The organism is Allobosea sp. 2RAB26 (assembly GCF_052115465.1).
In the GTDB taxonomy this organism is placed as follows: Bacteria; Pseudomonadota; Alphaproteobacteria; order Rhizobiales; family Beijerinckiaceae; genus Allobosea.
Window position 1 is genome coordinate 87,206 of sequence record NZ_JBFRGS010000018.1, and the last position, 21,451, is coordinate 108,656.

Genomic DNA, 21,451 nt, shown 5'->3' on the forward strand with positions numbered 1-21,451 from the left:
GCCTAGCCCGCCGGACGGCATCACCGCAAGGGCGCCGTTCCGGCGCCGGCGGGGCGCCAATCAGGGCATCGGCGAAAAACTTTGCAACAAGGCGCTTGCGCTTCGCAGCGCTTTGGGCAATAAGCCCGCCACGCGCCGCTTGGCGCGCCAATGTCCGGATGCGGGTGTAGCTCAGGGGTAGAGCACAACCTTGCCAAGGTTGGGGTCGAGGGTTCGAATCCCTTCGCCCGCTCCAGACATTCTTCCCAACCAAGACTGTCGCAGGCGCCGGGTTTCCCGGCGCTTTTTGCGTTTTGAGGTCGAGGCGATCGCTTGAAGGGGGGCCACAGGCGCTCAGACGTCCGTGGTGCCGGAGCTCACCCGCTTGCGCAGACGATTCGCGGTTTGGGCGTTCACGCTGGGCCCCTCGCACTCGGTGCCGGTGTCGAGGCCAGCGTCCCGCGCGGAATTCCTGACGACGCTGATCATTATCCTCATCGGAAACGCGCGCCGATGGGCCCTTGGGAGCCGGAGAGCCGGTTCCGGCATGCCGTGCTCTCGTGCGCAAACCAGGCCACCGCCTTCGACAGGATATCGCCGCCCGACGCAGCCGGTGGTCCTCGCGCCGCGGACGGATCGGTTCCTTACGTTCCGCGCTGGTTGTGCCGTCGTCCCGATCAGCCTGGTCGACCGCGAAACGCGGCCGGCGATGGTTCGCTTCCGGCCGTCGGGCGCCCGGCAGGCTTATTGCCCCGCCTGCAGATTCGCGCTCCTGGCCGTTTGCACGATGAGACGCGAGATGAGCTCGGGGGCTTCGACATGCGGCATGTGTCCGATGTCGGCGAGCACGTGAAGAGCGACGAAGCCCGGAAGACCTCTGCTATGGGAGACCGGAATGATGCGGTCGGCTTTGCCCCATATCACGCGGGTCGGGATGTGAAGCGACGCGATTGCATTCCCGATCTGAATCGTCTGGGTCGCGTCTGGAAACAGGCGGGCTGCGAGTTCCCGTTGCGGCGCGTCCACGCCGCGCCGCAACCTTTCCCGCAAAACCGCTTCGGCATAGCCTTGGGGAAGCAAGGCGGGATCGGCGACCAGTTGTTCCAGCCAAGGCAGCAGGCTGGCTGCCGAGCGGGCCGTTAAGAAACCCTCCAGAAATTCACCATCAATGTCCGGACCGAGGCCGGCTGGCGCAATCAGGGTCAAGGATCGTGCACGAATCGCCGAATTCGCGGCGATGGCGGCTGCGACAGCGCCACCCAGGGAATGCCCGACGATGTGGCATTCCGTCAGCCCGGTGTCCTCGAGATAGGCGAGCGTTGCATCCACCAACGCGTTCAGGCTCGGGCTGCCCGCCGCCGCAGTGCGGCCGTGGCCGGGCAGATCGGGAGCGAATGACGCGATGGTGGGGTCGAGATATGCGCGGACGTTGTTCCAGGCGCCCGAATTGGCCCCAAAGCCATGAATGAAGACTATCGGAGGGAGCCCGCCCTTGTGTCGGGCAACAGGGCTCCCCTGCCGAGGCGCGGAACCGACTTGTACTGGCTCGGGCCGTTGCTCGGCCAAGATCCGCTCGATATCGCGGCTCTTGATTCGACCTCCCGGACCCGTGCCAACCATCGCCGTCGTGTCCAGCCCCGCCTGCCTGGCAAGGCGGCGAGCCAGTGGGGAAATCGGGGTTCGATCCCTGGACAGGCTGATTGATGCGGACCGGGTAGGCTCCGGGGTGGCAATCGCAACGGTTGGCTCGGGCATGTCGGCTTCGCCGATCGCATCCCCGTCATTGCCGATATGGCCCAGCACGCTGCCGACGCCGACCTCGGCCCCTGCCGCAGCGACGATTGCGACGAGCATGCCGTCGCGCTCCGCCTCGATTTCAGTCGCTGCTTTCGCAGTCTCGACGACGACGACGACATCGCCTTGCTTCACCCTGTCGCCCACGGCAACCGCCCAGGACACCACGGTTGCGCTTTCCATGTATTCGCCGGCGCCGCCGGTGAGCCTGATCTCGCTCGTCATGACTGGCCTCCGCTCATGCCACTGCCCGCCGCGCTGCTGCCGCGATCTTGGCCGCATCCGGCAGCACGGCGTTTTCGAGCGGCTCGCTGTAGGGGATCGGAATATCGTGGGTCGCAACGCGTTCAACGGGAGCGTCGAGTTCGTCGAATGCCGTTTCCATGATGGTGGCGCTCAGCTCCGCGCCATAGCCGCAGAAGCGCCAGCCTTCATTGACCACTACGGCGTGATGGGTTTTGGCGATCGAGGCCCGGATGGTGTCGCGGTCGAGCGGGCGCAGGCTGCGCAGGTCGATCACCTCGGCGGAAATTCCTTCGCCCGCGAGGAGTTCGGCCGCCTTCAGCGATTCGATCACCATGCGCGAGGAGGCGATGATCGAGACATTGCTGCCTTCCCGCGCGATGCGGGCCTTGCCGATCTCGACCAGATGATCGCCGTCCGGCACTTCGTCGCGGCTGTTGTAGAGGAGCTTATGTTCAAGGAAGATCACCGGGTGATCGTCACGGATCGCAGCCTTCAGGAGGCCCTTGGCGTCGGCGGCAGTCGCCGGTGCGACCACTTTCAGGCCGGGAATATGGGCGACGAGCGCGTCCAGGCTCTTGGAATGCTGTGCCCCGGCACCAGCCCCGCCGCCGCCCTGGGTGCGGAGCACGAACGGCATGGTGACCTGACCGTTCCAGATATAGTTGTAGATCGATGCCTGGTTCATGAGCGCGTCGATGCTCAGAGGCAAGAAATCCGCATACATGATTTCGAGCACGGGTCTCGTGCCGGCCATCGCGGCAGTGACGGCCATGGCGGTCAGCGTCTGCTCGGAGATCGGTGTGTCGCGAACACGCTCGGGGCCAAATTCCGCGAGCAGGTCCTTCGTCACCTTGAAGACGCCGCCATAGACCGCGATGTCCTCGCCGAAGAGCCAGACATTGGGATCGCGCTGCATTTCCTCGCGCAGGGCGGCACGCAGGGCTTCGGCATAACGCATCATTGCCATCACACGGCTCCAGCGTAGTAGGGGGCACTCGGGGCATGATCGACGAAGCCCGGCAACGGATCAGCCAGCGCTTGGTCTACGGCGGCATCGACGGCAGCACGTGCTTCGGCGCCGACAGCATCCAGGTGTGCCGGCGATACGCTTGCGGCCAGCGAGCGGCGGGCGAAGACGATCGGGTCGCGCTCGCGCCACGCTGCACGGTCTTCTGCGCTCTGATAGCCGCCGACATCGCTGGTCGAGAACCCGACCATCCGATAGGTCTTGGCCTCGACAAGTGAGGGGCCTTCGCCGCGCCGCGCCCGGTCGACCGCTGCGGCCACCGCCCGATAGACGGCCGTGATGTCGTTGCCGTCGACACTGTCGCCAGGCATGCCATAGCCGGCAGCGCGAACCACCAGATCCGGAACCGAGGACTGGGTCGAGTGATGCGCGGTCAGGCCGTACTGGTTGTGCTCGAGCACGAAGACGACCGGCAGCTTCCACAAGGCTGCGATATTCATGGATTCGTGGCAGATGCCGGTCTGTGCGGCGCCGTCTCCGAAGAGGCACATGGCGACGCGAGCGCCGCCATCGGCGCGATTGCGCATCTGGAGCGAAACCGCAAAGCCCGTGGCTGCCGGGATTCCGCCGCCGACGATGGCATTGCCCCCGAGAAGGCCGTTCGCGACATCGGCAATCAGCATATGACCGGCGCGGCCAGCGCATGTCCCGGTTGAACGGCCGAGAATCTCGGCCACGATCGGATGAAGTCCGACGCCCTTGCCGACGTAATGGGCGTGGCCGCGATGGGTGCTGGTCAGCAAATCGGAGGCATCGAGCATCGCAGTCGCGCCAATGCCGACCGCTTCCTGTCCGTCGCAGCGATGGATCGGGCCGCGGGTCTTGCCGGCCTTGTGAAGCTCACCCAGCCGTTCCTCAAGATGCCGCACCGCAATCATGCGGCGCAACATCTCGATCTGTTCGTCAATCGTGGGCGAATTCCTCATCGTCGGTGTTCTCCGCGCAGCCGAGTCGAGCGTCCTGATGCGAGACGTTCGCCGCGCGTGACCGGCGCATGCGTGGAGAAAGCCAAGCGTTTTCGGAGATCGGCTCTAGCGCATTTCCCGACAGAGCGCTATAAGTGTACGCACAATGGAATGCACTATTTGCATGGCGGCGAACGTTCGATCTCGAGAGGGCCTCGTGCCCGATCGGCTTGGACGTTTCTCTGCCTCACATGAGTTGAGCGGGCAGAGCGCTTCCGCAAACATGGAGAAGCACGATGATCTTCGACCACCGCGTCTACACGGCCCGACCAAACCGTCTTCCGGACTTCCTGCGGCTCTATGAGGACGTCGGCCTGCCGATGCAGCGCCACTATCTGGGTGAGCCCTTCGGCTTCTTCCAAACCCATATCGGCGATCTCAGCCGTGTCGTTCATCTCTGGAAATACGACAGCCTCGCCGACCGTGAAGCTCGCCGCGATGCGATGGAGGCCGATCCGGCGTGGCAAGCCTATCGCCGCCAGGTGGTCGAGGCCCATCCGCTGATGGACATGCGCAACCAGATTCTGAAGCCGGTGTCGTTCTTCAACCCGAAGGCTTGACCCGGTCGGCTTGCCGGTCCACGCGGAATCCTGATTTCATGAAACTCGATTTCTTTGCCGGCAACGAGAGTTGGCGGATCGCCTGCGATACCGCGCGGGCGCCCCGCACGCTTCGGTCCCTGGCCTCCACCCTGCCGGCGCCTCTGCAGCTCCACACGCCCAAGATCGCAGGCCAGCACATCTACTGGCATGCACCGTTCGTCGAGGACGCCGAGGGCGGGGTTGATGTCATGGAGGCGCCTCCCGGCGCCTTCCTGTATTGGCCGGCGCGGCAGTTCCTCGAGCTGACCTTCGCACCCCTGCAGGCCGAGACCGCCACGGTCACGCTGCTGGGCCAGATCGAAGGTGGCCTGCCCGCCTTGCAGGCGCTTGGCCTAAGCCTGCGCGAAGGACATGGAGTGAAGGCGTTCGACGGGCGGCTGGTGCTCGCCGAGGGCGCGCAGCCACAGATGACGGCGTCCCCGGCTTCGAGCTTGCCCGAGGCGCTCGTCGCGCGGCGCGAGACGCTGTGGCGGGCCAGTCCGCCGGATATCGACGGCATGCTCGCCTCGCGCGCGATCATGCACCCCTCCGGCCCGCTCTTCCTGGCCGAATCCGAGGCGCGCATCCTGCAGGAGCTGCTGTGGTGGGTCCGCAGCGGTCTCGCGAGCGAGGAGCCGCAGGTTTCGCGGAGCGTCGCCGCGCTGGCCTGCAACAAGGCCGGTACCCGCCTGCGCGACTTCTGCCATCTCGGTGAGAGCGCCGAAATCCTGTTTGCGCTCGAGGCCGCGTTCCGGCGCCCGGAGATTGCGCTGGCGGAACTGACCGACGAGGCGATCCTGTGTGCAGGTCGTCTCGCAGCCTGGCTCGACCTGCGGATCCCGTGGTCGGCCGTCAACGGTGCCGTCCGCACGGCACTGGACGCGAGGGCCGAAGCGGCATGACCAGCGCGCTCGCCCCCCTGCAAGATGGCGGCACGCTCGCCTTCACCGAGACCGGCGCCGGCGCGCCGCTTGTCCTGATCTCAGGGCTGGGCGGGCTCGCGTCGTTCTGGAAGGATTTCGCCAGCGTCTGTGCCGGCCATTTCCGCGTGATCACTTACGATCATCGCGGCGTCGGGCGTTCGAGCCCACTGGACGGATCGACCAGCATCGCCGCGATGTGCGACGATCTCATTGGCCTGCTCGATCATCTGGGCATTGAGCAAGCGATGATCCTCGGCCACTCCACCGGCGGCGCGATCGCGCAGCGATTGGCGATAGACAATCCGCAACGTCTTTCGCGCCTCGTCCTCTCGGCGACCTTCGCGCGACCGTGCGCCTATATGGAGCGACTGTTCGCCGGCCGTATCGAGATCCTCGACCGGCTCGGCGTCGATGCCTATCGACGTCATGCCGTCACCCTGCTGAACGCGCCGTACTGGCTCGCCGAGAACGACGCCCGCGTCACTGCGGAGCTGACCGGCGGTGCGCCTGCGACCGAACGGGACGCCGCGACCATCCGCGCGCGTATCAAGGCTGTGCTGGGACATGGTGTCGACGAGTCCCTCGATACGATCGCCTGTCCGGCCAGGATCGTGGTCGCGGCCGACGACATCGTGACCCCGCCCTATCACTCCGAGCGCCTCGCGCATGCCATCCCCGGCGCCGAACTCGCCGTGCTCCCTCGTGGCGGTCACTACGCCATGCGGGCTGAGCCGGCGCTCTACCGGGACGCAGTACTCGATTTTCTGCGCGGCTGACCGGCCCGCATGACAAGGATCTGAACCGATGCAAGACATTCTGGGACGTGGACCGATCGGCGTCGTCGGCCTGGGCACGATCGGCCAGCGCTGGGCGGCGACCTTTGCCCATGCCGGTTATGACGTATCCTGCTATGATCCCGATCCCGCCCGCTGGGAGGCCTTTCAATCCCTGCGCGCAACGCTTGCCGACGACCTGCAGCGTCTTTCGCCGGCCAAGGCCGAAACGGGAGACATTCGCTTCGCGAGCGATCTCGCAACCGCGATGGCCGGTGTTCGCTTCGTCCAGGAATCGGGGCCGGAGCAACTCCCATTGAAGCAGGCACTGCTGGCGGAGATCGAACAGCATATCGCTGCGGATGTGGTGATCGCGTCCTCCTCTTCGGCCCTGCTCGTCTCGGACATGCAGTCGGCCTGTGCGCATCCCGAGCGGGTGGTCCTCGCCCACCCGTTCAATCCCGTCCACCTGATGCCGCTCGTCGAGATCGTCGGCGGGAAGGCGACCTCGCCGGAGGTCGTCGAGCAGACGCGTGCCTTCTATGAGGATCTCGGCAAGAAGCCAGCCGTGCTCCGGCGCGAGGTCACAGGCCATCTGGCCCTGCGGCTGATGGGAGCGATGTGGCGCGAGGCCATCGCACTCGTCGAAAGCGGCGTCGCGTCGGCGGAAGATGTCGACCGAGCCTTCTGCTACGGCCCTGGCCCGAAATGGACCTTGCAGGGCTCGTTCATCTCGAACCACCTCAACGCCGAGGGTATCGAATCCTTCCTGACCAAATACGGCAAAACCTATCAGGACATCTGGGACGATCTCGGCGATGCCCGGCTTGATACCCCGACCGTGTCACGCGTGGCGAAAGCGGTGCGTGAGGCGATTGGCGAACGCAGCGATGACGACCTGCGCAGCCAGCGCGATGCCGGGCTGGTCGACCTGCTGCGGGTGATGTCGCAGCGTGCGGCACTCTGAACGCAGGCAATGAAGAGGACCGGATGATGCAGAGCGCCTTCCCCTATCAAACCGCCCTCGTCACGGGCGCATCGCGCGGAATCGGCGCCGCGATTTGCCGCAAGCTCGCGACCCTTGGGCTTACGGTCTACGGCGTTGCACGTAGCGAGGATGCACTCGCGACCGTCGTCGCCGAGGCCGGGGTCATCCCGGTGGTTGCCGATGTTCGCGATGTTGCGGCGATCGTCGCCGCGCTCGACGGGGCCAAGATCGACATCCTGGTCAACAATGCCGGTATGGTCGCCTCGGTGAAACCGCTCTACGAGCAGACCGCGGAGGAAATCTCCGAGACGATCGCGGTGAACTTCACTGCGCCCATGCTGCTGATGCAGTCGTTACTGGGCGGCATGGTTGAGCGTCGTCGCGGTCATGTCATCAATATCACGACGACTGCCGCACGCGGCGTGTTTGCGGGAACGTCGGCCTATGGTGGGGCCAAGGCGGGGCTCGCCCATGCCGGTCGTTCTCTGCGTTACGATCTCGCCGGCAGCAATGTCCGCGTCACCGATCTCGCTCCAGGCCGCGTCGAGACTGACATTTATCTGCAGGCCTTCGCGGGCGATCGCGCCCGCCTGCATGATTCGATGTATGGCGCCGTTCGGGCCCTGAAACCGCAGGACATCGCTGAAACGATCGCGGCCGTGCTTGCCCTTCCTGAGCATGTCGACGTCACCGAAATCGAGGTGTCGCCAACCGATCAGGCTGTGGGCGGTCATGTCTACAAGTCGCAGCCGGCCTGAAGGAGGGTGGGGCTCAGGGGCGCCTGCCCGCCCTCCCGTCAGTGAGCTTGGCAAGAACGGCGTCGCAGGCCGCGGTCCAGCCTTCTTTGGCGCCGTGCTCGGACAGCACCGCGAGGCCGCGCTCCGTGATCCCGCCTGGCGTCGCGAGATTCGCAATCAGCGTTTCGACCGGCTCCGGCCTTTCGGCAATCATCCGGCCAGCCGCCACGAAGGTCGTCGCGGCAAGTTCGCGGGCTGCCTCAGGGCTCATGCCATGAGCGACGGACCAGTCGCGACCGAGGCCGATAAGGCTCTGAGCCCAGCCATAGATGGCGGCGCTGACCGTTGCGGTCTCGAACTGGGCTTCATTCTCAAGGACGATGACGGGGCCGAGCCGTGCGAGCAGCGCCTGAACTTCGGGAAAACTCGGGAACGCCGTTGTCGGGCTCGCGCCGAGAGATGCGGCTGTGAGCGGCATGATCCGCATGACGCGGGCAGGGGCGGCGGCCTTTTCCAAATGCGCAATGGGCACGCCCGCGCAGGCCGAAACCAGGATGTGCTCCGGGCGCCATGGCAGATGGCAGATAGCTGCAATGGCATCGGCCGGCCGCGTCGCGAGAAAGACGATGTCCGCACCGGATATGAGCGTGGAATTGCACTCGGCCAGCTCAAGCTCATGGCGTTCGGCCAACTTCGGTCCCTGACCGCGCGGCGACAGGGCAAGGTGGGGAACCGTCTGCTGGTCGCGCAAGAGGCCTTCAATCATCGCCTCGGCCAGATGGCCGACTCCGAGAAATGCGATCCGTGTCATGATGATCCCAAGAAGAAGCTGCCGGCCGGATTCGGAGGGCGCTGGTTGATTTTTTCCGGTTGCGCGATTTGAAGCTTGCACTGACCGCTTCTTGGTGATGCGAGAGCGGGGAAACGTCGTCGACAATGAGAGACGGAATGCCGAAGACCGCGAAGGCCCCGACCGTCAAGGCAGCCCCACCGCGTCGGGCGGCGGACAGCGCAGAACGCGCCTATCGCGCGATTCGGCAGCAGCTCGTCGAATTCAAGATGCGGCCGGAGGAGCGCATCAACGAGGTGCATCTGGCGCAGATGCTGGAGCTGTCGCGCACGCCGGTCCGAGAAGCGCTGAACAGGCTGGCCAGCGAGGGGTTTGTCGTCTTCACGCCCAACAGGGGCTTTTACTTCCGCGGCCTCGATATCGACGATCTCGTCGATCTGTTCGAGATGCGCTCCATCATTGAAACCGGCGCGTTCGCTCTTGCGTGCGAGCGCGTCGATCAGGCTGGGATCGAGCGCCTTCAGGCGTTCTGGGAGGATGCGCGTCGGCGCTACGCCAACAACGATCCCGACGAGATCCTCGAACTGGACGAAGCCTTTCATGTCCATGTCGCCGAGCTTGCCGGCAATCCCGAGGTCGTGCGCCAGCTTATCGGCGTCAACGCCCGAATCCGGTTTATCCGACGAGTCCAGATCGAAAACGGCCCGCAACACTCGAGTCTCGTCGGGGATCATTCGCGGATCGTCCAGGCGCTTGCTGAGCGCGACGCCGCAAAGGGCATCGAGATTCTGCGCGCACATATTTCGCTGACTTTCGCCGAGGCGCGCAGTGTTCTCAAGGATGCGCTTCTGAAGATTTTCGTGCCGGAAGAGTCGGGGTCGGTACGGCGCCGGGCACGCGTTCCGCGGAACTGACATCCCGATCCGCCTACGGGATATGAGGACGTGGCGAGACCCGCTGCGTCTCTGACGCGCATTTCCTTCCGCCGCGCGTTTGCGCGCGCGCTCACTCGGCCGGCAAATGTCAGCCGGCGAGGCGGGACTGCGTGCAGGTAATGCCCGCCTGCCAAACCAGCTGCTGACATCGCGATCGTTCTTATTCCCTATGCCCCGCGATTCGGGGTGCTGGATGCGGGGCCTCGCATGGCCTGCCCACCCTTGCGCCACGCGCGTTCTCATCTTTGTGCAACGGCCAGAAATCGAAGTTTCAAAAGTGCCTGTACAACTGCATGCACTTATGACACGGTCACTGGTGTCAGGGGAAGCGGCTCCGCGCAAAACGGTAGTGAGATGCTCGATCACGTACTCGGCCTGGACCATATCGTTGTTGCCGTGAGCGAACTCTCGGCATCGGCCGAACGTTGGCGCGCGCTGGGGTTTTCGGTGTCGCCGCGTGGTCTCCACAGCGACTATCTCGGCACCGCCAATCACACGATCATGTTCGAGGACGACTACGTCGAACTGCTCGGCGTGCTTGCCCCGACGGACTTCAATCGGCCGACCCGCGACTTCCTCGCCGCGGGAGCGGGGCTGGAACGCCTCGCGATGCGGACTGACGATGCGCAGGCGGCGCTCGATACGCTCAAGAGAGGCGGCATTTCGGCGACTGGGCCGTTCGAATTCCGTCGGCCAGTCGAACTGGGCAGCGGCGGCGTGGGAGAGGCGGGGTTTCGCATCTTCCAATGGCCGCTCGAGCCAGCGCCTGCCGGTGTGCGCCTCTTCGCCTGCCAGCATCTGACGCGCGAGACCGTCTGGCTGCCTGATCTCGTCAGCCATGCCAATGGTGCCCGCGCCCTGAGCCGCATCGAGATCGTGGCTGAGGATCCGCCGGCTGCCGCGGCGCTCTGCGCGCAAATGCTCGGCCTCACATTCGCGCGGGGCGAGGACGGTGGTTTCTGCGTCGCTATGCGCCCGCGGGGGGCGGATCTCGTCTTCATGGATGCGCCGAGTTTCGACAGGCGTTGGCAGGTCGGCGCGCAGGCTCAAGGCACAGGCTGCGGAATTGTCCTCGACGTCGCGGCTGGCACGACCGCCGAGCCATTCGCCGAATGGAGCATAGCCGGCGAATGGCCGCTGCATTGCGCCTCCGTCGAAGGGGCTCTGATTGGCTGGGAAGCCGGAAGGCGGTCCGCGCGGCCTTGATCGATCGCCTGACGCCAGCAGGCCTGAATTCACAATAATGGAGGGGAACATGACTGCATCAACATTTACGCGTCGTCAGATGCTCGCATCGGCCGGTGCGGCGGCGCTGCTAGCGGGCTCGCCGATCGGAGCGTTCGCCCAGGAGCCGCGGCGGGGCGGTACCGTGACCGTGCACATGCCGCAGGAGCAGCGCATCCTGAACCCCGCATTGCGGGCCTCGACCGGTGTCTATGTCATCGCCTCCAAGATCATGGAGCCGCTGGTCGACCTGAACGAGAAGGGCGAACTCGAGCCCATGTTGGCGACGAGCTGGGAAGGTTCGCCGGACGGCAAGACCATCACGATCAAGCTGCGCGAGGGCGTGAAGTGGCACGACGGCAAGCCCTTCACCTCCGCTGACGTGCAGTACACGGCGATGGAGCTGTGGAAGAAGCACCTGAACTACGGCACGGCGCTGCACTCCGCCCTGGAGGCGGTCGATACGCCGGACGCGCATACGGCGATCTTCCGCTACAACCGTCCGATGCCGATGGACCTGTTCATGGGCGCCGCGCCCGACCTGGGCTACATCGCGCCCAAGCACATCTACGAAGGCACCAACATCCTCGACAACCCGGCGAACGTCGCGCCGATCGGAACAGGCCCGTTCAAGTTCGCGCAGTATGAGCGCGGCCAGTATGTCATCGCCGAGCGCAACCCCGATTACTGGCGCAAGGGTTACCCCTATCTCGACAAGATCATCTGGCGCTTCATCACCGACAAGGCCGCGGCGACTGCCGCGATCGAGGCCGGCCAGGTCCATATGAGCAACTATTCCTCGCTGCCGCTGGCCGACATCGATCGGCTGGGCAAGGACGCCCGCTTCGAGGTCTCCTCGCGCGGCAACGAGCGCCAGCCCTTCCAGAACACGATCGAATTCAACCTGCGTCGCAAGGAACTCGCCGATGTCCGGGTCCGCCGTGCCATCGTACACGCGGTCGACACCGATTTCTTCATCGAGAACTTCCTGTACGGCAACGGCAAGCGGGCGCACGGGCCGATTCCGTCCGTCTCGACCAATTTCTACAAGGCGGGAGCGCCCGACTATCCGTTCGACGTCAAGAAGGCCAACGCCCTGCTCGACGAGGCTGGCTTCAAGCGCGGCTCCGACGGCACGCGCTTCTCGCTCAAGATGCTGAGCCCGCCCTTCGGCGAGGACATCCCGCTCTGGTCGACCTTCATCCAGCAGTCGCTGCAGCAGGTCGGCATCAAGGTCGAGCTTCAGCGTCCCGATGCGGCGACCTATCTCACGGCCGTCTATCGCGACTGGAATTATGATCTCTCGACCGGCTGGCACATCTATCGCGCCGATCCGGCGATCAGCACCATGGTCTGGTACCGCTCGGGCAGCCCGAAGGGCACCGCGTTCACCAACCAGTGGGGCTGGGAAGATCCCAAGGCCGACAAGATGATGGACGATGCCGCCTTCGAGATCGATCCGGCCAAGCGCAAGGCCGCCTATCCCGAGATCGTCAAGCTGCTGAACACCGAGCTCCCGCTCTGGATGGCGACAGAACGCCAGTTCATCTCGGTCACCAGCAAGAAGCTCAAGAACCACCACAACAATCCGCGCTGGCCTTCGAGCCACTGGGCGGATCTCTGGATCGAATCCTGATCCTGGCGCGCCCCAGAAAAGTACGGCCATGCACATTCTGAAACTGGCCGGACGACGCCTGATGAGCAGCGTTCCGACGCTGCTCATCCTGCTCGCCGGATTATTCGTGCTGCTTCAGTTCGCGCCCGGCGACACGGTTGATGCATTGATGGCGCAGATGGGCGGTGGCGACCCTGCCACTGCGGCAGAGTTGCGTCGCTTCTATGGGCTGGAAGGCAGCGCGGCTGTCCGCTTGCTGGACTATCTCTGGCGGCTCGTCCGTCTGGATCTCGGATTCTCCGCGATCTACAACAAGCCCGTCGCCACCGTTATCCTGGAGCGGCTGCCGGCAACGCTCCTGCTGATGTTCTCGGCGCTGAGCTTCGCCTTCTTTGCCGGCATGCTGCTTGGCATCGTCTCGGCACAGCGCGTGAACGGCTGGGCCGATACGCTGATTTCGCTGCTCGGCCTCATCTTCTATGCCACGCCGTCCTTCTGGCTCGGGCTGATGAGCATCGTCGTCTTCTCGATCTGGCTGGCCTGGCTCCCGCCCGGTGGCTTTCAGGAAATCGGTGCCGGGCTGACGGGCATTTGGCTGGTGCTCGATATCGCACGGCATCTGGTCCAGCCGACGATCACGCTCTCCCTGATCTTCCTCGCCATCTATCTGCGCATCATGCGCGCCTCGATGCTCGAGGTCTCGACGCTGGATTTCGTGCGAACCGCCCGGGCAAAGGGCCTGAGGCAGAGCGAGATCGTCCGGCGGCATGTCCTGCGGAACGCTCTCTTGCCGATGGTCACGCTGATCGGCCTGCAAGCCGGCACGATGCTGGGTGGTTCGGTCGTCATCGAAAGCGTGTTCTCGCTCCCCGGCATCGGGCGGCTCGCATACGAATCCGTAGTTCAGCGCGATCTCAACACGCTGCTCGGGATCGTCTTTGTCTCTGCCATCATGGTCATTTGCGTGAACTTCGTCGTCGATCTCATCTATGCGCGCCTTGATCCGCGGATCACGGCCGGGGCGTCCTGATCATGAAGGCGCTCCGATATTTCCTGTTCAGCCCCGCTGCCGTGCTTGGCCTGCTCCTGCTCATCGGCATCGTCGGCCTCGCCATCTTTGCCGACCTGCTCTACCCGCGCGATCCACTGGGGCTTGCCGGTCGGCCGCTGCAATGGCCTTCGCTCGGCGGTCGCTTCCTGCTGGGAACGGACGCGTCGGGCCGCGACATCGCGGCACAGATCGCCCACGGCGCCCGCACCACATTGCTGATGGGCATCGTCTCGACCTTGATTGCGATTGCAATCGGCATCGTCGTCGGTGCGATCGCCGGCTTCTATGGCGGCATGACGGATGACGCGTTGATGCGCATGACGGAGGCCTTCCAGACGCTTCCGAACTTCATCCTGCTGCTTGTGCTCGTGGTGGTGGTGGGCTCGAACATGACGGCGGTAACGATTGCGATCGGCATCGTGTCCTGGCCGGCGGTGGCGCGCCTGACGCGCGCCGAGTTCCTGACCCTGCGCAATCGCGAGTTCGTCCAGGCCTGCCGGACGCTCGGCCTGACCAATCGCTGGATCATCTTCCGCGAGGTTCTGCCCAACGCGCTGGCGCCGATCATCGTCTATGGCAGCGTCGTGATGGCGACGGCGATCCTCCTCGAAAGCGCGCTCGCCTTCCTCGACCTGTCCGATCCGAACATTGCCTCCTGGGGCAATCTGATCGGCCAGGGCCGCAAGGTGTTGCGCAGCGAGTGGTACGTCTCCGCGATTCCCGGCGTGGCGATCCTGCTGACGATCCTGTCCGTCTCCCTTGTCGGACAGGGGCTCAACGATGCGCTGAACCCGAGGCTCCGCGGCCGATGACCCCTCTCGTTCGTATCGAAGATCTATCCATCGCCCTGCCCGGAGGGGCCGACCGGCCTTATGCGGTCGAGAAGCTCTCGCTGACCCTCACGCCGGGCGAGATCGTCTGCGTGGTCGGGGAAAGCGGTTCCGGCAAGTCGATGACCGCGTCGGCGCTGATGGGGCTGCTTCCCACCAGCCTGCCGGTGCGGGGCGGCAGGATCATGCTCGGCGAGCGGAACATTCTCGGCCTCTCCGAGGACGAGCTGCGTGCGATCCGCGGTCCCGAGATCGGCATGATCTTCCAGGAGCCGATGACGGCCCTGAACCCCCTGCGCACCGCGGGCGACCAGATCGCGGAGATGTTCCGGGCTCACACCAAGCTGTCGAAGCAGGAGATCCGGGAGCGCGCGCTGAAGCTGCTGGACGAGGTCGGCATTCCCGAGCCGGCTTCGGCCTACCGGGCCTATCCCCATGAGTTGTCGGGAGGGCAGCGCCAGCGCGTGATGATCGCCATGGCGCTGGCTCTGGAACCCAAGATCCTGATCGCGGACGAGCCGACCACTGCCCTCGATGTCACCATCCAGGCGCAGATCCTGACGCTGATCAGGGACATCCAGCGGCGGACCGGCATGGCGGTTCTGTTCATTACCCATGACTTCGGCGTCGTCGCGGAGATCGCCGACCGGGTGATGGTGATGCAGCATGGTCGCGTCGTCGAAAGCGGAACAGTCCGCGAGGTGCTCGACAACCCCAAGGCCGACTATACGCGCGCGCTGATCGCAGCGGTTCCGAGCATCACACCGCCGCCGCCGCGGGTGTTGCCGGATAGGACGATCGCAACGGTGCGCGATCTGTCCAAGACCTATCGGACGGGTGGCGGTTGGTTCGACCGGCAGCGCCGCGTGACCTACGCAGTGAAGGCGGTCGATATCGATCTGCCGAGCCGGGCTACTTTGGGCATCGTCGGCGAAAGCGGTTCGGGCAAGTCGACTCTGGCGCGCTGCATCGTACGCCTGCTCGATCCCGATCAGGGAGCGATCGAACTCGACGGCGTCGATTTCGGCAAGCTTCGCGGCGAGACGCTGCGCCGCCAGCGTCATCTCGTCCAGATGGTGTTTCAGGATCCCTACGCTTCGCTCAATCCGCGGCGCACGGCCGGGGACCTGGTCTCCCAGGGGCTGATCGCCCGCGGCGTCAAGCAGGACAAGGCCTTGGCCAAAGCCAAGGAGCTGTTCTCGCTGGTGGGGCTTGATCCCAGCGCCACCGACCGTTTGCCGCATCAGTTTTCGGGCGGGCAGCGGCAGCGCATCGGGCTCGCCCGAGCGCTTGCGCTCGAGCCAAAGATCCTGGTCGCCGACGAGGCGGTTTCGGCGCTGGATGTCTCGGTCCAGGCGCAGGTGCTGCAGCTGCTCGTCGAACTGCGCGATCGGCTCTCCCTGTCGATGATCTTCATCACGCACGACCTGCGCGTCGCGGCCCAGATCTGCGATCGGATCGCGATCATGCAGCGCGGCGAGGTGGTCGAACACGGCGTCACGGCCGAGATCTTCGCTGCTCCCAAGCATCCTTATACGCAGAAGTTGCTTTCCGCCGTCCCGGGAAGAGCCAACGGAATGGAGATGACCCCATGACCGAAATTCACGAACCCGGCGAGACATTCGTTATCCAGCCCGGCCAGGCGACGAGCTATTGGCAGCCGGTTCCGGCCAACGGCCATATCGAGGTGGTCGTCGACCCCGCGCGGGTGCGGATGGATCACCCATTGGCTCTGGGAACCCAGACCGTGCCGCCCGGTGGCTATGTCCGTGAACACAGCCACGATCGACACGAGGAGGTGATTTATTTCATCAAGGGCAAGGGGCGTGCCGTGCTCGACGGCAAGGACGTTCCGCTTCAACCCGGCACCGCGATCTTCGTCGGCAAGAGCCGTCGGCATATGTTCATCAACGAGGGGACCGAGGACCTGCACTGGGTCTGGTTGATCGTGCCGAATGGCCTCGAGGATTTCTTCCGTCTGATCGGCCGTTCGCGGGTCGCGGGCGAGGCGGCGCCGGCCAATTTCCCCCGACCGGACAACGTTCTCGAAATCGAGCGCCAGACCGTGTTCGCCGTGCCGCCGACCGACCAGCGCAACCCCTGATCTGTCGCAATGGGACTGCCATGAGCAGGAAGCGAATAGGGTTGATCGGCTTCGGCACGATCGCGCGCGAGGTGCATGCGCGCCTCCAACAGTCGGCGGACTTTCACTTCACCGTGCTGTTGCGGCCGGATTCTCCGAGTTGCGCCACGGTGCCGGTGGGCGTCGAGGTCGCCACGACGGTGCCGGAACTGATTGCCAGCCGACCCGACCTCGTTGTCGAGGCGGCCGGGCATGCCGCCGTCGTGGAGGCCTTGCCGGATGTTCTGGCCGCTGGTCTCCCGGTCATTGCGGCTTCGACGGGCGCCCTTGCCGATACTGATTTCCTGGCTCGCCTGACCGGGATCGCGGCACGGAGCGGGGCGCGGCTCATCCTGCCATCCGGGGCTGTCGGGGGGCTCGACTATCTCGCGGCGCTACGCGAAGCCGACGATGCCCGGATTCGCTACACCTCGCGCAAGCCACCGGCCGCGTGGGCGGCCGAGCTGGCGCAGGCCGGGCTTAGCGAGCGGTCGCTCGTCGCCGAGATCGTGCTCTATGAAGGCAGCGCGGAGGAAGCGGCGCGGCTCTATCCCAGGAACCTGAATGTCGGGCTCACCATTGCGCTCGCAGCGCGTGCCGCACGGGTGACGACGCGGATCGTCTCCGATCCCGCTGCCAGGGGAAATATTCACGAGATCGAGGCGGAGAGCTCGCTCGGCTCGGCCTATCTGCGCTTCACCAACTTGCCCTCCGCCGGCAACCCAAAGACCTCGGCGATCACGGCCTCCAGTCTGGTCGCCGCGATCCGACGCCAGTTCGACATCGTGGCCATCTGACGCGGGAATTCAGGAGCGCATGGCCGGGAGGATTTCATGACCAACACGGTGTTGCCGCCTCTCGCGGATCTCGTTCCCGGCGCGCTTCGGCCGGGCGCCGAGCTGCTTGCAGAGGGCGCGGTCATGGCGCGCACCTGGCAGGTGGGCCGCAATCTTTTCCTCGATACGATGGGCGTTCCTTCCGAGGCGGCTTACAAGCGCAGGACTGCCGTTCAGGGGCGCATCATGCAGCACGCCCATATCGGCTTTCGCAGCGTCGACAGAACGCTGGACGCAATCCGGACCGTGCATGAAAGCTGCGCCCGGCTCGGCACGGTGGTCGATCGCTTCGGCATCACCCTGGACTGGTCGATGGGGTACCCGCTCGCGCAGCGCTCCCAGCGTCCGCGCGGCACCGGCATCGTCCTCGACGGGCCCGAGGATTTTTCGCGGATCACCGGCATCGTGCCGGCCGCGGCGCATTTCGGCGACTTCATGCTGGGCTTGCCCGGAGCCGTGGAGAATACCCGGGCCGCGCTGGCAGCCGGGGTCACCACTGTCGGGAATCTCGGCCAATATTTCACGTTCCGCCTCCCCGATTGGGACGACGATGTCGCCACCACCGAGGCCACGGTGACGGCGCTTGGGTTGATCGCTGCTCAACCCGTCGAGGTGTTGGTTCATTCGAACCTCGACGACGGCTTTGCCGGTTTGTTCGCCGATATGAGTTCGGCGCTCGGCATGGTGCTGATCGAGAAATATATCGTCGATGAGTTGATCGGCGCCAAAGTCTCGCATTGCTACGGACACCATTTCACGGCCCCGCTCATGCGGCTCGCCTTCCATCATGCCTTGATGCAGGTGTCGGACACGCCGGGAAGCATGATTTTCGGCAACACGGTGAGTTACAGATCCACGCCGGCCGGCAATTTCGCAAGTCTGGCGAGCTACCTCCAGGCCGATATCTGGTCGCTGCAGCGCCGGGCGAGTGGGCACGCGATCAATCCGGTCCCGGTGACCGAGAACGAGCGGATACCCGATACCGACGAAATCATCGATGCGCAGGTTTTCGCAGCCCGGATGGTCGAGCACGCGTCCGCCAATCTCGGCCTGATCGACCTGGCTTTGGTCGACGGGATGGCCGCAAGCCTCGTCGATGGCGGCCGGGCCTTTGCCGGCAAGGTCTTGACGGGCCTGCGGGAAGCCGGAATCGACACGCGCGATCCTGCCGCACTCATGTTGGCCCTGCGCCGAATCGGCCCGAAACGCCTAGAGGCGCTGTATGGCGCGGGGGCAGCCGACCGTGCGGCATGGGGCGGGCGGCGGGCCATTGTGCTTGCCGAATGGGTCGAGGAGCTCCAGCACGCCACTGAATCCTGGGTGGCGAAGGTTCCGGTCAGTGCCCGTCGTCTGATCGAAGCGAGTGGTCTCACGGTCTGTGTGGCCAGCAGCGATGTCCATGAGCACGGCAAGAATCTGATCGAGCACCTGCTCACGAGCCTGGGGGTTGAGGCGGTCGATGGCGGTACATCGGTCGACCCCGATGATCTTGTCGAGATTGCGCTGGCACGGGGATGCGATGTCATCGCCATCAGCACATATAACGGCATCGCCCTTCGGTTCGCGAGCGAGGTACTGGGCGCTCTCGAGCGGGCCGGCCGGTCCATCCCGGTCTGCATCGGCGGCCGGCTGAATCAGATTCCCGACGACTCGAACTCGGGCTTGCCGGTCGATGTGACCCGCGAGATTTCAGTGCTCGGCGCCCTCCCATGTGAGACACCGGAGCGAATGGTCCTCGAGCTTGAAGCCTTGGCCCTCGCGAAGCGTGGCGATCTCCGGTCGGGGAGTGGGCCCGGCCGGCCGGTTGCCGCGAGCACAGGGCAATGACAATCCGCTTCCAGGGGTAGCTTCACGGCCCCTGGTGAGCGATCTGCCGCTTGCGGACTATGGGCGCATTTCGCCGGACGGGGGCTGCCCGATCAGGTCGAGCGTGCGCGGATCCGGTTCGCCGCCAAAATAGCGCTGCAGGCCCTGCCGGAAGATAGTGTCGCCGCTAGCCGCGGCTAGCGCAAACAGGGTCAAGCTCGAGCGAAGCTTCTTGTCGTCGGGCGAGCCGAAGATGGTGTGGGCTGAGTGGCCCTCGAGCTCCAGGATGGCGGCGGTGCACGCGACGAGGCGGGGGCCGAGAATGGGATGGGCGAGATAGGCACGCGCTTCCGCCAGCGACGCCAGGCCGTAGCGTTCCGCCGTCGGCGAAAGGCCAAGACCGCGCAGCTGCGGAAAGACGAACCACATCCAGTGGGTCCGCTTCCGGCCTGCTCGCAGCTCGGCAAGCGCGGTTTCGAAGATCGGCTCCTGGGCGGTAACGAAGCGCTGAAGGTCGTGAACCTCCGTCACGGCTTGCCCTCCCATCATTCGGCGCGACGAGCACACGGCTGGACGGTTCTCCGGGGGCCGCCGCGGATTCCCATTCTATGTGAAGAAGCGCGCGGGGCGGAAATCGGCAAGCTCCTGCCGTTCAATGCCAGTGAGGATCTCGTCCGCGGCCATGGCCCCGAGCGCCGGCGAGAGCGTCGCGCCGCTATGCGTGACCATCAGATAATAGCCGTCGAGGCCAGGCACGGGCCCGATGGCCGAGAGGCCATCCCTGGGAATGGGGCGCTGGGTGACGCGCGTGGCCTCGGGTTGGATCGGCGCAATGCCGGGAAGGATCCTGGTCAGCCGTTCGATCACGACCGCAGCCTGCGCCATGCCGGGATGCTCGCTGACCTCGGGCGTCACCTGCGCGTCGGCCGGTCCCCAATGCACCATCAGCCTTCCGGCGCCATCCGGTCGGAAATCGCAAAGCGGCGAGGAGACCACGCGCTGGATCGAAGCCGGCACAGCCGGTGTAAAGACCAGGAAACCGACCGTGGGCTCCAGCGGGACATTGGGAGCGGACGTGCCGATCGTGTCATTGGACCAGCGCCCGGTGCAGTTCACCACCAGGTCTGCATGAAATATCTCGCCGGTTTCGCAGCGTACGCCCTTGACCTTGCCGCCTTCGACGAGGAGGGCCCTTACCCGCGTCTGGGTCTTCAGCTCAGCGCCGAGCCGGCATGCCGCGCTCATCATGGCGTGGGCGTAGACGACCGGGTCGAGCCAGCCATCATTCGGGTACCAGGCGATGGGCGCATCACCGATCGCCGCGGGATCGATATCCGGCTCGAGTTCGAGCAGTTGCTTGCGGTCGATCCATTCGGCCGCGTAGCGCCAGTCCTGCAGGCGTGAAACCTTGGTGCGCTGACCGTCGCGCTCGGCTTCCGCCTTCCATTCGACGCGACCGCCGCCGTGCCACCAGGGTGTTGCGCCAAACTCCTCCTTCAATGCTGCGTGCGCCTTCATGCCGGCGACGTTCAGGTCATGATAGCTGCGAGGCTCCTTGTTGCAGGAGTTGGTCCAGGCGAAGCTGATGCCGGACGTACCGCCGCCAACCCGTGTCGCCTCGAGCACGGTGACGCGCGCGCCCGCGAGGGCGAGGCGATAGGCGACGGAGGTTCCGAGGACTCCGGCGCCGACCACGATGATCTCAGGCATAGTATTCTCCGGCATGGTGTGAACCCGCTCTTGATCCGGTCCCGTTCGCGCGCCGGCTTGTTGCCGGCGGGCGTCCTGGACTGCCGCGAGCGGATGCGAGGCAGACCTGGGAATGTGCAGAGCGCCGCGTTCGGCGTCTAGGCCGGCAGCGCAGACCCTCGGGCGTGTCGTGGGAATGGCCGGTCGCTGTCAGTGATGGCCCCCAAGGACGGTGCACGTGCCAAGGACTTTCGCTGCCGTCGATGGCGGCGTCTCGCGCCTCGGAATGGAGCAGATGCGGGCCCCGGGGAGTGGATAATTCAGCAAGGCATTGCGATCATTGGCTTTATTCCAGCGTTCCCGACGGCGGATTGCCAAAATATGAGGCCCTGTCATCGAACTGTCGGAAAAGTTTTGTTTTGGCGTTGACAGGTCGAGAGGGTGGGGCCTATAACGCAGCCATCGAGACGGCGCCGCCGCTGGCGGGGCCGCTCTACTGCGCTTCATGAGAGCTTCGGGCCTTGTAGCCGAGAGATCGGT

The 21,451-nt window shown here is 65.1% G+C and carries 20 protein-coding genes and 1 tRNA gene; 15 read left to right on the forward strand and 6 right to left on the reverse strand.

The features are described from left to right. Positions 1 to 160 precede the first annotated feature (160 nt). Positions 161 to 235, forward strand: a tRNA-Gly gene (locus AB4118_RS27620). A 488-nt stretch (positions 236 to 723) separates the two neighbouring features. On the opposite strand, the gene AB4118_RS27625 is transcribed toward AB4118_RS27620, so the two are convergent. From AB4118_RS27625 to AB4118_RS27635, 3 genes are read right to left on the reverse strand one after another with little or no spacing between them, the layout of a single operon-like run. Beyond that, the gene (locus AB4118_RS27625; RefSeq protein WP_441492748.1) at positions 724 to 1,998 is read right to left on the reverse strand and encodes an acetoin dehydrogenase dihydrolipoyllysine-residue acetyltransferase subunit; all 1,275 of its coding nucleotides are present in this window, start codon (positions 1,996 to 1,998) and stop codon (positions 724 to 726) included. Positions 1,999 to 2,011: 13 nt separating this feature from the next. Beyond that, entirely contained in the window at positions 2,012 to 2,986 is a 975-nt protein-coding gene (locus AB4118_RS27630) for an alpha-ketoacid dehydrogenase subunit beta (protein ID WP_441492749.1), read from the reverse strand. Continuing rightward, a complete protein-coding gene (locus AB4118_RS27635) occupies positions 2,986 to 3,972 on the reverse strand; it encodes a thiamine pyrophosphate-dependent dehydrogenase E1 component subunit alpha (RefSeq protein WP_441492750.1) in 987 nt (328 codons plus the stop codon). Before AB4118_RS27635 ends, AB4118_RS27630 begins: the two co-directional genes overlap by 1 nt. 275 nt (positions 3,973 to 4,247) lie before the next feature. Here AB4118_RS27635 and AB4118_RS27640 point away from each other — a divergent pair, with 275 nt between their 5' ends. From AB4118_RS27640 to AB4118_RS27660, 5 genes are read left to right on the forward strand one after another with little or no spacing between them, the layout of a single operon-like run. Then, entirely contained in the window at positions 4,248 to 4,571 is a 324-nt protein-coding gene (locus tag AB4118_RS27640; protein ID WP_441492751.1) for an NIPSNAP family protein, read from the forward strand. A gap of 38 nt (positions 4,572 to 4,609) precedes the next feature. Next, positions 4,610 to 5,494, forward strand: coding sequence for a hypothetical protein (locus AB4118_RS27645; RefSeq protein ID WP_441492752.1), 885 nt, complete (start codon positions 4,610 to 4,612; stop codon positions 5,492 to 5,494). Further along, positions 5,491 to 6,291 (forward strand): alpha/beta fold hydrolase, encoded by an 801-nt coding sequence (locus AB4118_RS27650; protein WP_441492753.1) that lies wholly within the window; start codon positions 5,491 to 5,493, stop codon positions 6,289 to 6,291. The genes AB4118_RS27645 and AB4118_RS27650 overlap by 4 nt, the downstream gene beginning before the upstream one ends. 28 nt (positions 6,292 to 6,319) lie before the next feature. Further along, a complete protein-coding gene (locus tag AB4118_RS27655) occupies positions 6,320 to 7,255 on the forward strand; it encodes a 3-hydroxyacyl-CoA dehydrogenase family protein (RefSeq protein WP_441492754.1) in 936 nt (311 codons plus the stop codon). A 23-nt stretch (positions 7,256 to 7,278) separates the two neighbouring features. Next, entirely contained in the window at positions 7,279 to 8,034 is a 756-nt protein-coding gene (locus AB4118_RS27660; RefSeq protein WP_441492755.1) for an SDR family oxidoreductase, read from the forward strand. A 13-nt stretch (positions 8,035 to 8,047) separates the two neighbouring features. On the opposite strand, the gene AB4118_RS27665 is transcribed toward AB4118_RS27660, so the two are convergent. Continuing rightward, positions 8,048 to 8,824 carry a pyrroline-5-carboxylate reductase family protein gene (locus AB4118_RS27665; protein WP_441492756.1) on the reverse strand — a complete coding sequence of 259 codons (777 nt, stop codon included), beginning with the start codon at positions 8,822 to 8,824 and terminating at the stop codon, positions 8,048 to 8,050. Between the two features lie 137 nt (positions 8,825 to 8,961). On the opposite strand from AB4118_RS27665, the gene AB4118_RS27670 reads away from it, so the two are divergent. From AB4118_RS27670 to AB4118_RS27710, 9 genes are all read left to right on the forward strand, one after another. Then, entirely contained in the window at positions 8,962 to 9,717 is a 756-nt protein-coding gene (locus AB4118_RS27670) for a GntR family transcriptional regulator (protein ID WP_441492757.1), read from the forward strand. 375 nt (positions 9,718 to 10,092) lie between these two features. Continuing rightward, on the forward strand, positions 10,093 to 10,944 hold the full coding sequence (locus AB4118_RS27675) for a VOC family protein (RefSeq protein ID WP_441492758.1): 852 nt from the start codon (positions 10,093 to 10,095) through the stop codon (positions 10,942 to 10,944). 49 nt (positions 10,945 to 10,993) lie between these two features. Further along, a complete protein-coding gene (locus AB4118_RS27680) occupies positions 10,994 to 12,598 on the forward strand; it encodes an ABC transporter substrate-binding protein (RefSeq protein ID WP_441492759.1) in 1,605 nt (534 codons plus the stop codon). A 28-nt stretch (positions 12,599 to 12,626) separates the two neighbouring features. Beyond that, positions 12,627 to 13,607 (forward strand): ABC transporter permease, encoded by a 981-nt coding sequence (locus AB4118_RS27685; RefSeq protein WP_441492760.1) that lies wholly within the window; start codon positions 12,627 to 12,629, stop codon positions 13,605 to 13,607. A gap of 2 nt (positions 13,608 to 13,609) precedes the next feature. Continuing rightward, a complete protein-coding gene (locus AB4118_RS27690) occupies positions 13,610 to 14,440 on the forward strand; it encodes an ABC transporter permease (RefSeq protein WP_441492761.1) in 831 nt (276 codons plus the stop codon). Next, positions 14,437 to 16,053 carry an ABC transporter ATP-binding protein gene (locus AB4118_RS27695; RefSeq protein WP_441492762.1) on the forward strand — a complete coding sequence of 539 codons (1,617 nt, stop codon included), beginning with the start codon at positions 14,437 to 14,439 and terminating at the stop codon, positions 16,051 to 16,053. Before AB4118_RS27690 ends, AB4118_RS27695 begins: the two co-directional genes overlap by 4 nt. Beyond that, positions 16,050 to 16,562: a cupin domain-containing protein gene (locus AB4118_RS27700; protein WP_441492763.1), complete on the forward strand. Its 513-nt coding sequence runs from the start codon at positions 16,050 to 16,052 to the stop codon at positions 16,560 to 16,562. The genes AB4118_RS27695 and AB4118_RS27700 overlap by 4 nt, the downstream gene beginning before the upstream one ends. A 20-nt stretch (positions 16,563 to 16,582) precedes the next feature. Beyond that, positions 16,583 to 17,377 (forward strand): aspartate dehydrogenase, encoded by a 795-nt coding sequence (locus AB4118_RS27705; protein ID WP_441492764.1) that lies wholly within the window; start codon positions 16,583 to 16,585, stop codon positions 17,375 to 17,377. A 36-nt stretch (positions 17,378 to 17,413) separates the two neighbouring features. Next, positions 17,414 to 19,243 (forward strand): cobalamin-dependent protein, encoded by a 1,830-nt coding sequence (locus AB4118_RS27710; RefSeq protein WP_441492765.1) that lies wholly within the window; start codon positions 17,414 to 17,416, stop codon positions 19,241 to 19,243. A 57-nt stretch (positions 19,244 to 19,300) separates the two neighbouring features. On the opposite strand, the gene AB4118_RS27715 is transcribed toward AB4118_RS27710, so the two are convergent. Together AB4118_RS27715 and AB4118_RS27720 are read right to left on the reverse strand one after the other, a co-directional pair. Next, positions 19,301 to 19,753 carry a DUF1810 domain-containing protein gene (locus AB4118_RS27715; RefSeq protein WP_441492766.1) on the reverse strand — a complete coding sequence of 151 codons (453 nt, stop codon included), beginning with the start codon at positions 19,751 to 19,753 and terminating at the stop codon, positions 19,301 to 19,303. 75 nt (positions 19,754 to 19,828) lie between these two features. Next, positions 19,829 to 20,932 carry an NAD(P)/FAD-dependent oxidoreductase gene (locus AB4118_RS27720; protein WP_441492767.1) on the reverse strand — a complete coding sequence of 368 codons (1,104 nt, stop codon included), beginning with the start codon at positions 20,930 to 20,932 and terminating at the stop codon, positions 19,829 to 19,831. Positions 20,933 to 21,451: the final 519 nt, after the last annotated feature.